Origin of the sequence: Halopseudomonas sp. SMJS2 (genome assembly GCF_029866945.1) — a bacterium.
In the GTDB taxonomy this organism is placed as follows: Bacteria; Pseudomonadota; Gammaproteobacteria; order Pseudomonadales; family Pseudomonadaceae; genus Halopseudomonas; species Halopseudomonas bauzanensis.
The window spans coordinates 3205507-3216518 of sequence record NZ_CP123445.1 but is presented as its reverse complement, the minus strand read 5'-3'; the positions used below and the strand labels follow the sequence as shown (position 1 = coordinate 3216518).

The 11012-nt window shown below is 57.0% G+C and carries 14 protein-coding genes and 2 tRNA genes; 15 read left to right on the top strand and 1 reads right to left on the bottom strand.

Features of this window, described 5'->3' with window-relative positions:
- Positions 1-6: 6 nt before the first annotated feature.
- The 11 genes from QAO71_RS15065 (at position 7) to QAO71_RS15015 (ending at position 7810) form a co-directional block, all read left to right on the top strand.
- Positions 7-279 (top strand): oxidative damage protection protein, encoded by a 273-nt coding sequence (locus QAO71_RS15065; protein ID WP_036989067.1) that lies wholly within the window; start codon positions 7-9, stop codon positions 277-279.
- Positions 280-375: 96 nt separating this feature from the next.
- Positions 376-451, top strand: a tRNA-Phe gene (locus QAO71_RS15060).
- 256 nt (positions 452-707) lie between these two features.
- Positions 708-1490 (top strand): ABC transporter ATP-binding protein, encoded by a 783-nt coding sequence (locus QAO71_RS15055; RefSeq protein ID WP_074779431.1) that lies wholly within the window; start codon positions 708-710, stop codon positions 1488-1490.
- On the top strand, positions 1487-2239 hold the full coding sequence (locus tag QAO71_RS15050) for an ABC transporter substrate-binding protein (RefSeq protein WP_074779429.1): 753 nt from the start codon (positions 1487-1489) through the stop codon (positions 2237-2239). Before QAO71_RS15055 ends, QAO71_RS15050 begins: the two co-directional genes overlap by 4 nt.
- A 55-nt stretch (positions 2240-2294) precedes the next feature.
- A complete protein-coding gene (locus tag QAO71_RS15045) occupies positions 2295-2987 on the top strand; it encodes an ABC transporter permease (RefSeq protein WP_136868771.1) in 693 nt (230 codons plus the stop codon).
- Between the two features lie 41 nt (positions 2988-3028).
- On the top strand, positions 3029-3685 hold the full coding sequence (locus QAO71_RS15040) for an ABC transporter permease (protein WP_036990141.1): 657 nt from the start codon (positions 3029-3031) through the stop codon (positions 3683-3685).
- Positions 3666-4916, top strand: coding sequence for a methyltransferase (locus QAO71_RS15035; RefSeq protein WP_074779425.1), 1251 nt, complete (start codon positions 3666-3668; stop codon positions 4914-4916). Before QAO71_RS15040 ends, QAO71_RS15035 begins: the two co-directional genes overlap by 20 nt.
- Positions 4917-5232: 316 nt before the next feature.
- Positions 5233-5307: transfer RNA gene (locus tag QAO71_RS15030), tRNA-Thr, on the top strand.
- A gap of 107 nt (positions 5308-5414) precedes the next feature.
- Positions 5415-6491: a site-specific integrase gene (locus QAO71_RS15025; protein ID WP_280164800.1), complete on the top strand. Its 1077-nt coding sequence runs from the start codon at positions 5415-5417 to the stop codon at positions 6489-6491.
- Between the two features lie 234 nt (positions 6492-6725).
- Positions 6726-6968, top strand: a complete 243-nt coding sequence (locus QAO71_RS15020; RefSeq protein WP_280164799.1) for a plasmid-related protein — start codon at positions 6726-6728, stop codon at positions 6966-6968.
- On the top strand, positions 6965-7810 hold the full coding sequence (locus QAO71_RS15015) for a helix-turn-helix domain-containing protein (protein ID WP_280164798.1): 846 nt from the start codon (positions 6965-6967) through the stop codon (positions 7808-7810). The genes QAO71_RS15020 and QAO71_RS15015 overlap by 4 nt, the downstream gene beginning before the upstream one ends.
- Before the next feature lie 89 nt (positions 7811-7899).
- On the opposite strand, the gene QAO71_RS15010 is transcribed toward QAO71_RS15015, so the two are convergent.
- A complete protein-coding gene (locus QAO71_RS15010) occupies positions 7900-8220 on the bottom strand; it encodes a hypothetical protein (protein ID WP_280164797.1) in 321 nt (106 codons plus the stop codon).
- A gap of 97 nt (positions 8221-8317) precedes the next feature.
- Here QAO71_RS15010 and virB5 point away from each other — a divergent pair, with 97 nt between their 5' ends.
- The 4 genes from virB5 to QAO71_RS14990 are packed head-to-tail and all read left to right on the top strand — an operon-like array spanning position 8318 to position 10908.
- Positions 8318-9076: a P-type DNA transfer protein VirB5 gene (gene virB5 / locus QAO71_RS15005; RefSeq protein WP_280164796.1), complete on the top strand. Its 759-nt coding sequence runs from the start codon at positions 8318-8320 to the stop codon at positions 9074-9076.
- A gap of 10 nt (positions 9077-9086) precedes the next feature.
- Positions 9087-9548: a hypothetical protein gene (locus QAO71_RS15000; protein WP_280164795.1), complete on the top strand. Its 462-nt coding sequence runs from the start codon at positions 9087-9089 to the stop codon at positions 9546-9548.
- Positions 9545-9811, top strand: coding sequence for an EexN family lipoprotein (locus QAO71_RS14995; RefSeq protein WP_280164794.1), 267 nt, complete (start codon positions 9545-9547; stop codon positions 9809-9811). The genes QAO71_RS15000 and QAO71_RS14995 overlap by 4 nt, the downstream gene beginning before the upstream one ends.
- Before the next feature lie 5 nt (positions 9812-9816).
- Positions 9817-10908 (top strand): type IV secretion system protein, encoded by a 1092-nt coding sequence (locus QAO71_RS14990; protein WP_280164793.1) that lies wholly within the window; start codon positions 9817-9819, stop codon positions 10906-10908.
- Positions 10909-11012 lie beyond the last annotated feature (104 nt).

The window sequence follows — 11012 nt, the reverse complement described above, 5'->3', positions numbered from 1 at the left end:
AAGTCCATGTCACGCATGGTGTTGTGTCGCAAGTACAAGCAGGAACTGCCCGGCCTCGAACGGCCGCCATACCCCGGTCCGAAGGGGGACGCCATCTTCAAGGATGTCTCGAAGAAGGCCTGGGATGAGTGGCAGGCCCACCAGACCATGTTGATCAACGAGCGCCGTCTGAACATGATGGATGCCGAGGACCGCAAGTTCCTGCAGCAGGAAATGGACAAGTTCCTGGCCGGTGAGGAATACGCCCAGGCCGACGGTTACGTTCCACCCAGCGCCTGAAAATCCGGCCTTCCGCCTAAGCGGCTGAAAAAAGTGAAAATATCTTCAGCCGGTGCTTGACATGCAAGGCCTCGAATCGTTTAATAGCGCCCCGTTGCCCGGGTAGCTCAGTCGGTAGAGCAGGGGATTGAAAATCCCCGTGTCGGCGGTTCGATTCCGTCCCCGGGCACCACTATTTCAAGCCCGCTGGCTTACACCAGCGGGCTTTTTTATTGGCGTGTTGCGGTGACCGCCCAGTCAGGCCGGTCCGGACACCGTCCCTGTCAGCGGCCAGTCGGTCAGACGAGCTTCGTTGTCTGTCGAGATCTGGTCGGTGACATGCAATCGGGCAGAGCCGATGGTGTTGGTCGGGTCGGCATAACGGATTGTTGGTCGAACCCAACGGCTGTGCTAGCTTTGCCGAATTGCTTCAAAATGGATAACGATACGTGACACCCCCTGCTCTCGAAGTGCGCAACCTGCACAAGCGCTATGGTGACCTGGAGGTACTCAAGGGTGTGGATCTGGTCGCCCGCGACGGCGACGTGATCTCCATCCTCGGCTCGTCCGGCTCCGGCAAAAGCACCCTGCTGCGTTGCATCAACCTGCTGGAAAACCCCCATGCCGGCCAGATTCTGGTCGCCGGTGAGGAAATCAAACTCAAGTCCGGTCGCGATGGTGCCCTGGTCGCGGCCGATAGCGCCCAGATCAACCGCCTGCGGGCCCGGGTCGGCTTTGTCTTCCAGAATTTCAACCTCTGGCCGCACCTGAGCATTCTCGACAACATCATCGAGGCGCCGCGCCGGGTGCTGGGCCAGTCCAAGGTCGATGCCGTTGCCGCCGCCGAGGTATTTCTGGAGAAGGTCGGGATCGCCGACAAGCGCGATGCCTTCCCGGCCCAGCTGTCCGGAGGCCAGCAACAGCGCGCCGCTATCGCCCGCACCCTGGCCATGCAGCCACAGGTCATCCTGTTCGACGAACCCACCTCGGCCCTGGACCCGGAAATGGTCCAGGAGGTGCTGATGGTAATTCGGGCGCTGGCCGACGAAGGACGTACTATGCTGTTGGTTACCCACGAAATGGGCTTCGCCCGTCAGGTGTCCAGTCAGGTAGTATTTCTGCACCAGGGACAGGTGGAAGAGATTGGCACGCCGGAGCAGGTATTCGACAACCCCAACTCCGAGCGCTGCAAACAGTTCATGTCCAGCCACAAGAAGGAGCAGTATCGATGAAAAGCTACAAGGCAGTTCTCCTGGCGGCATTGACCGCCGTTCTCCTCGGCGGTCAGGCAGTTGCAGCGGATAAGCTGCGCATCGGCACCGAGGGAGCCTATCCTCCCTTCAACGAAATCGACAACACCGGCAAGGCCGTGGGTTTCGATCTGGATATCGCCCATGCCCTGTGCGAGAAGATGGGCGCCGAATGCAGCGTGGTTACCTCCGACTGGGATGGCATCATTCCGGCACTGAACACCCGTCGCTTCGACTTCCTGGTCGCGTCGATGTCGATCACCGAGGAGCGCCAGCGCGCGGTGGACTTCACTGACCCGTACTACACCAACAAGCTGCAGTTCGTCGCACCGAAGAACAGCGACTTCAAGGTGGACAAGGACTACCTGAAGGGCAAGACCATCGGCGCCCAGCGCGCGACCATCGCCGGGCAGTGGCTGGAAGAAGACATCGGTGATCTGGTCAACATCCGCCTGTACGACACCCAGGAGAACGCCTACCTCGATATGGCCTCCGGCCGCATCGATGGCGTACTTGCTGACGTCTTCGTCCAGTACGAGTGGCTGCAGAGCGACGCGGGTTCCGATTTCGAGTTCAAGGGTGACCCGGTATTCGATGATGACAAGATCGGTATTGCCGTGCGCAAGGGCGACCCGCTGCGCGAGCGTCTGAACAAGGCGCTGAAGGAAATCGTCGAAGACGGTACCTACGAGAAGATCAACGCCAAATACTTTCCCTTCAGCATTTACTGATGACTGACCGGGCCCTGCGGGGCCCGGTTGCGCTGACCAACTGACTCTGACCCTCATGCTCGATTTGCACGGATTCGGTCCAGCCCTGATTGAAGGGACCTGGATGACCATACGTTTGTCCCTGGCCTCGGTGGCCTTGGGGCTGCTGCTGGGCCTGCTGGGTGCCAGCGCCAAGATCTCCAACAGCGTCGCACTGCGCGGCGTCGGCGGCTTCTACACCTCGGTGGTGCGGGGCGTGCCGGAAACCCTCTGGGTGCTGATAGCCTATTACGGCACCACCTCGATCATGAACTGGTTGGGCAGTCATTTCGGCAACCCCTATCTGACGCTCAGCCCCTTCGCTGCGGGCACCATTGCCCTGGCGCTGTGCTTTGGTGCCTATGCCACCGAGGTCTTCCGCGGCGCGTTGCTGTCGATTCCGCCGGGCCAGCGTGAGGCCGGGCTGGCGTTGGGTATGTCGCGGCTGCGGATCTTCTGGCGCATCACCCTGCCGCAGCTGTGGCGCGTGGCTTTGCCGGGGCTCGGCAACCTGTATCTGATCCTGCTCAAGGATACGGCCTTGGTGTCGCTGATTTCCCTTGAAGAGATCATGCGCAAGGCGCAGGTGGCGGCCAACTCGACCAAGGAGCCTTTCACTTTCTATTTCATGGCGGCACTGATCTACCTCGGCCTGACCGTGATCATCATGGGGGCGCTGCACTGGTTTGAACACCGCGCCAACCGTGGCTACGTGAGGACCGAACTGTGAGCTGGGCCGAACGCTGGGAATTGATCGTCCGTTGGGCGCCGATGCTGTGGGACGGCACCCTGGTTACCCTGCAACTGGTCGGCATTGCCGTGCTGGTCGGGTTGTTCTTCGCCATTCCGCTGGGCCTGGGTCGAGCGTCGCGGCACTGGTACATCCGTGCGGTGCCCTACAGCTACATCTTCTTCTTCCGCGGTACGCCCCTGCTACTGCAGCTGTTTCTGGTGTATTACGGCCTGTCGCAATTTGAAGTGGTGCGTGACAGTGTTCTGTGGCCCTACCTGCGTGAGCCTTATTGGTGCGCGCTGATCACCATGACCCTGCATACCGCGGCCTATATTGCCGAGATCCTGCGGGGCGCGATCCAGGCGGTGCCGCCGGGTGAGGTGGAGGCGGCCCGGGCGCTAGGCATGTCCAAGCGCCAGGCGCTGCAGCACATCATCCTGCCGCGGGCGATCCGCATCGGCCTGCCGGCGTACGGCAACGAGGTCATCCTCATGCTCAAGGCCAGCGCCGTGGTGTATACCGTCACGTTGCTGGACATCATGGGCGTGGTGCGTACCCTGAACGCGCGCACCTACCAGTACGAGATGTTCTTCCTCATCGCCGGCTTGATCTACCTGGTCATCACCCTGCTATTTACCCAGCTGTTCAAGCTGGTCGAACGCTGGCTGAAAGTGGATGCCAGCCGCAACCGCTGAAGCGGGCATCGATTACGCTGCCCGTTTCGCCGAGCTGGACGCCTGGTTGCATGAACATCAGGCGCTCTGGCGCGGCAAACCCTTTACCACTCCAGTCTTGCCCTGGGAAGCCGAGTTGCCGGAACTGGCCGCCTGGCTCCGTGCACGCACTCTGGAACAAGCCGAGGCGGCGCACAATCACCCTCAGCTGTTGAACGCGCCCGAGCCATTTGCCAATCTGGCCCGGCAGGCGCGCGAGCTGACCCGTTTGCCGGACTGGAGCGGGGCAGGGCCGGCAGAGATTCCAGAGCGGCTGACGCGACATATTCCCGGACGCAAATGGCAGCAGATCACCCGGTTCGCGGATTGCACCACCCGCCAGTGGCAGCAGCCCACCGGCGAGTGGCTGGACTGGTGCGCCGGCAAGGGCCACCTGGGGCGCCTGCTGGCCTGGCAGGGTGGTCAGTCGCTGCTCTGCCTGGAGCGTGATGCCGCGCTCAACCGGGCAGGGGAAGTCCTGGGAGCAGAGGTCGGTATCAGCAGTCGTCATGTGGATGCCGATGTACTGACTCCAGCCGCCTGGCAACGACTGCAGCCGCAGCACAGCGTGGTGGCACTGCATGCCTGTGGGCAGTTGCACATGACCCTGCTACAGCAAGCCGCTGCCCAGGGCTGTGCACAAATAGCCATTTCGCCCTGCTGCTACAACCGTATTGAGGGCCGGGAATACCAACCGCTGTCGACCGCGGCTCGGTACGCCCAGCTGCGCCTGACACGGGACGATCTCGGTCTGCCCCTTCAGGAAAGCATCACCGCCGGCCAACGGGTGCGCCGTCTGCGCGATCAATCCATGGCCTGGCGACTGGCCTTCGACCTCTGGCAGCGCGAAACCCGCGGTGTCGATCACTATCTGCCCACCCCTTCGCGTCCGGAAAGCGCCCTGAGCCAAGGCATCGCCCATTTCTGCCGGGACCTGGCGGCACATCATCAGTTGCAGCTTCCAGATCCCGCGAGCTGGGAGCAGTTGGAGCGCCGAGGCTGGCAGCGCCTGGCCCAGGTGCGCAATCTGGAACTACTGCCCGGCCTGTTCCGCCGCCCGCTGGAAATCTGGCTGCTACTGGATCGTGCACTCTATCTCCAGGAGGCGGGTTACCAGGTTCGCCTTGGCCACTTCTGTGAATACCAGCTCACTCCGCGCAACCTGCTGCTGACCGCAGAAAAAATCCGCCCACAAAGCACACCCATGCTGTGAACGGGTTGCGCACAGAGTTATCCACAGGAATCGGTTGTTCACACTTATCCCCGACTGCTGTGCATAAAGATGTTGATGACCCCTTGGCAAGTGGTCGGGAACCTTCTGTGGCGCGGCCTCCAGAGATCAGGTCAAAAAATGTACAGCGTGAATAAGTTCATGCAAACAAGGAGTTAGGAGCGCAATGTCAAGTGAAGCGAGAGAAACAATTCACAAGTGACAGAAGGGCTTTTTGAGGCCGGAGAAAAAGAATTTCATGCCTCGCTTCCCCTCAGTGCTTTACAGAATTGCCCATCCCTATATAATGCGTGCCCATGCCGGTATAGCTCAGCTGGTAGAGCAACTGACTTGTAATCAGTAGGTCCCGAGTTCGACTCTTGTGCCGGCACCATACAAATCAAGAGGTTAGAGATTTTTCTGCCTCTTCGCTGCACAATCAGTCGTTCCTGGGGTACATTTTCGGTACAGTCCTACACTGGCCGAGTCAGGAGCGCACCCTTGGCAACAATCGTCAAAACCCCCTCTGGTACGTGGAAAGCGGTCATCCGAAAGACCGGCTGGCCTACGTCATCCAAAACCTTCCGTACTAAACGTGATGCTGAAGATTGGTCCCGCCGCATTGAGGATGAGATGGTGCGCGGGGTATTCATTCAGCGCAGCTCTTCAGAGCGCATGACGCTTGCGATGGCGTTGAATCGTTACCTCGCTGAAGTAAGTCCTACAAAAGCCCCCAAAACGCAGCAGAGCGAGGCTGGATCGGCTAAAGTCCTTGCCGCCAGGCTGGGGAAATATTCTCTTGCAGCTTTGACCCCAGATATATTGGCAAGCTATCGCGACTCGCGGCTCAGCGAACGTAGCCAGCGTGGGAATTTGCTAAGCGCAAACACCGTGAGATTGGAGCTTGCGTTGCTCAGTCACCTCTTCAATGTCGCGATCAAAGAATGGCGGATGGGGCTACCGTTTAACCCTGTTATGAATATCCGCAAGCCCAGTCCAGGGGAAGGTAGGGATCGCAGACTAGCTGCAGGGGAAGAGCGGCGGTTAATGGCGGCGGCTGCGAACCACAGTAACCCGATGCTCTCTTGGATCATCCGATTGGCCCTAGAAACGGGCATGCGCTCCTCAGAAATTACAGGACTCCGCCGACGTCAGATCGATCTTAAACGGCGTGTGGTACGTCTCGCCGATACAAAGAACGACAGCGCTCGTACGGTGCCCTTGACTCAGCAGGCAACGGATACTCTGAGACTGGCTTTGGATAATCCTGTGCGTCCTATCGACACCGACCTCGTGTTTTTTGGCGAGCCAGGGAAGGACGGCCGTCGCAGACCTTATGCATTCAACAAGATTTGGAACGAGCTAAAAAAAGAGCTTGGCATGTCGGATCTGCATTTTCATGACTTGCGGCATGAAGCTGTAAGCAGGTTGGTCGAGGGTGGTCTTTCAGACCAGGAGGTAGCCGCGATTAGCGGCCACAAATCCATGCAGATGCTCAAGCGGTACACGCATCTTCGAGCTGAAGACCTTGTAGACAAGCTCGACAAGCTGAAAAAGAACGCGGTATTTGATGATTAATCTCTATCGCTTCTGCGACCTTAATAGACTTCGCATCCTATTGATTTCACTAGGTTTTTGAATAAGCCGAAATAGTAAAAAGCCACGATGCCATATATTGGTCTTCGCGTGTTAGGTATCTTGGTAGTAGCCGATGATCTATTTTGGCCTTTTAAATCAATGGCTTAAATTTGATCTTTTGCTGCTTTCGTCAAAAACTACGCTCACTTACTCAAACACGGGTGGAACGTATCAATGACGACGGAAGAATACTTACTTCAACGCTATGGCCCATTGATGAGCCTGGTGGACATAGCAACATTATTGGATCGATCACCGGAAGGTGTGCGGGTTGCTCTGTATAGCGACACAGACGTGTCAAGGAAGCTGAAACCCACCATGCTGCGCGTAGGGCGTCGCGTCTATTTCCGCACACTCCAAGTTAACGACGCTTTGGCTCTTGAAGGCGCTGATGCTGATGGTGTGGGCGGCCAATGAGCATCAAGGCGATGAACTGGGCATGGGATCAAACGTTACCCCCCGGGTCAAAGCTGATCCTGATGTCGCTCGCCGATGCTGCAGACGAAGACGGCCTATGCTGGCCCCGCATACGTGTTATCGCCCAAAAATGCTGTATGTCCGAAAGGACGGTGCAGCGGACTTTGAAAGACTTGGAAGCAAAAGGTTACCTGCGGGTTGATCGGCGGTATCGAAGGGACGGGAGCCAATCGTCAAATGCCTACTACCTTCATCTATCTCAGCGCCCCGACAAATTGTCACCCCTATCCGACAAACCGACATCCCAGGGCGGCACAGGTGGCACCCCCCCGGTGACACCGACAACATCCCCCCATGACGAAACTATGTCATCCCTTGAACCACCAACGAATCTTAAAAAAGAATCACCACAACTACAGCGTTTCCATATGCACACGCCGCCCCCCTCGCCCGTTCCGGGCGGGGCAGAGAAAGGCGCCTACGGCGCATTGGTATGGCCAAGCAAGCTGCATGAGAGTGCGCGCCAAACCATCGCCATCATGCTCGAGGGGATACCGCGTGATCCCGCACAAACGTTACTGGACGAACTCGACGGCGTGATGGCGACGCGTAGCATTAAAACATCACCAGAGCGCTGGTTTCGCGCTGTCGCTGCGGCCTATCGCAAGGGCCAGTTTCAGCCAACAGCTGCGTTGAGCGTGCAGGCACGGCGATATAAGGAAACCCACAATAGGGACGCCCAGGGAGCCTCTTGTGGAGCACCAGTCGGTGCGAAGAGTAGCCGTCAGTACCTAACTCAGATCAATGAGTTACTGGGCAGAACGAGAGCTAGCGGCGAATGAGCTATGGGCGTCGCCAGAAAACGCTTCGATACAGCGATCTGGATAACTACTGTGACAGCTTGGAGCGTGACGGATGCGTTCAAGTGATTCTAGAAGCCAATCGGGAAAATGGCTTCGCTCTGTGGGTCGAGAACGCAGGAGATAGCCGACGGGTAGTTGATGGTGGCGGTCGACAAGTCTGGTTCAGAACGGTCGATCAAGCTCTGGACGAACTGATTAATATCCCGTATTTGAGCGAACGGTTCATCGTAGATAGGAAAGATTGGTAACGCTGACTTCAAAATTTCAGCGAAAGCTTTATTAACTGGGTATCGCCCATCTGCTTGACCGGCTACGCGCTGCGCCCGGTATGACTTGCTGGAACAGACAGCATGACCACACGGAAAGACGCGTTGTTTAATCGCCTTCAAGGTACGGTTCCGGATGGGGATCAAGACAGCTAACAACTGAATGGCCTTGGCTTTATGCCAGCCCGATGCCTTCCTGATTCAACAAGGAGTGGCAACTATGTCTACTATCAAAATTCTGGCCGTGGCCGGTGTATCCGCTTGGATGCTCTTCGGCAATCACGAAGCCCAGGCGCAAATTCCCGTTACCGACGGGGCTTCCATCGCGCAAAACATGGCGAATCAAATCCAGACCATTGCCCAATGGACGATGCAGATTGAGCACATGCTCAATCAAATAGAGCAGCTGGATAACCAAATTGAACAACTGGACCGTGAATATGAATCCATGACTGGTGGCCGTGGCCTTGGCACCATCATGAATGACCCGCGATACCGCGAATACCTTCCCACTGAATGGCAGGGCGTTTATGACACTGTGCGGAATGGTGGTTATGCCGGGCTGTCTGGCCGTGCCTATGAAATTCACAACGAGAACCAAGTTTTTGATGGCTGCGCCCATATACAGGTCAATGCCCAGCAGCTCGCATGTGAAGCTAGGGCAGTGAAAGGTGCCCAGGACAAAGCCTTCGCTCTGGACGCCTACGATGCCGCCCGCGACCGCCTGACCCAGATTGACCAGCTAATGGCACGCATCAACAGCACCCAAGACCCAAAAGACATTCAGGAACTGCAAGGTCGAATCGCGGCTGAACAGGCCATGATTGCCAATGAACAAACGAAATTGCAAATGTACGCGATGGTGGCCGAAGCCGAAGACCGGCTTCAAGAACAGCGCGAACAGGAAATGGTTATGGAGGAAGCGGCCAAGCGCGGCGGCCTCAACGTCGAGCCGATGAACTTTTCACTTCGTCGCTAAGGAGGCTGTCATGAATGCTTTTTTTGTTTTTACGCTTGTTCCTGTAACGCTCATAAGCGTTGGTCTCTATCGGTTTTGGAGTTGCGTTCACCAGCTCGGACAATCAAAAGAGTTGATGCGCTTTGCGCCACACATGATGGCCCTCGATGGGGTAACCATCTTCGCCGCTCTTACCACCCTCTATTTTGCCGCTCTAGGCTGGGGCTTCACTCTGCCGCTGTTCTTCCACGACGAACCTTTGGCTGATTGGGGATACGTCCTCATGGCGACGGCCTGCTGCCTCACTTGCATGGGGTTATCGTGGCAAAACGCAGGACGTCGCTTTGAAGCTGGCCCGTCCTGGGGCGGAATGCGTGAAAGTGCCGTTCGTACCTTGGTTGCGTTCCGCATTTTGGATGCGGTCGAAGTATCCCGCGCCATGAAAACCAGCGGATTTGTCATTGATTCCAATGCTTTGGAGGTGCGGAAATGAAGAGGATCATTCTTCCCTTGGTCATCGCTTCTACATTGGCAGGCTGCAAACAGGAACAGGCCGAAGTCGTCCAGTCCGTTGACTGGTACAAAGAAAACACTGTTGAGCGTGCTGAGCGCTTGGCGCAGTGCCGGGCCAACCCCGGCGAACTCGCTGACACGCCAAATTGCATCAATGCAGAACAAGCGGAAAGCCTCGCTGATACGTCTAAACGGGGCGGTCTCGACGTGCAGCCCATGTCCGATATCAAGCTTGGGAGGTAGCGGCCATGACAGCAAAAACCACTGTATTCCAGGGGATCGGTGCCACGCTGGATAATGCTACAGCCACCTTCGTGACGGATGTTGTGTCAGACACCATTGCAACAATTTACCCCTGGGCTATTGGCGGTCTCACCCTCTTTATTGTTCTCTACGGCTACATGCTGATGATGGGAAGAATACAAGATGCAGGCCCGAACGGGCTTATCATGACCGGCAAGGTCATCATCATCAGCCTTCTGGCACTTAATGCAGACATTTATCTAAATTGGGTGGTAAGTGGCTTACAAGGCGTTGAGGAGGGGCTTACATCGGCGTTTGGCGGTGGTGGCGGCGGTACCGTTTATGAAACATTGGATAGCAGCCTGAGCAAAGGATTGGAACTCATTCTCCAGGCTCGCGAAAAAGCCAGTGAAGCCAGTTGGCGGCAGATGGGGACAATCTTCGGGTGGTGGCTGATCGCCGTATTGATCGCCGTAGGGTTTGCTTTGGTCGTGGTCTTCGGCGGCATTGCCATATTATTGTCGACCGTCTACCTGAAAATCCTTTTCGCTATCGGTCCTTTGTTCATTTTGATGCTTATGTGGCCTGTCACGGCACGGTTCTTTGACCAATGGTTCGGCTTCGTCATTAACCACACAATAATTGTTGCACTGACAGCCGTTGTGTTGACCTTGGGGGTCAGCATCTATGACCATCAAATATCAAAGGTCGTGATGGATAGCGACCAGAACATGCTGGCCGTCGCTCTGGAGCTTCTGATCGTGGCTGCCATTCTGTACGCCTTGGTTAAAGGCGTGATGCCCATGGCGGCAGCGCTTGCTGGTGGCCTCACAATGGGCGTCATGACAGCACGAAACCTGAGCGGTGGCGTGAAGCAAACCGCTGATATTGCTAAAGGTGCCGGGAAAGGCTCCCTGGCAGCTGGAAAAGGCATGTACGGCGCAGGGCAATGGGCCGCCAACAAGCTCCGCCGGGGCAACAAGGTTGAGAATGGCGGATCAGCGGGTAGCGGTAGTGGCTCCGGTGACGGTGGCTGGCAACCTGCCTACCGTGATGCTGTCTTGGCTAATCTGAGAAGAGCACAAGGCAAACGATAGCTCATCAAATTCATACCACAGCCCCGTAGATGCGGGGCTTCTTTTTGGTGACGGCGAACCTTCCAGGTACGGCGGATTTTGTCACCATCTTCCTAGAGACTCGC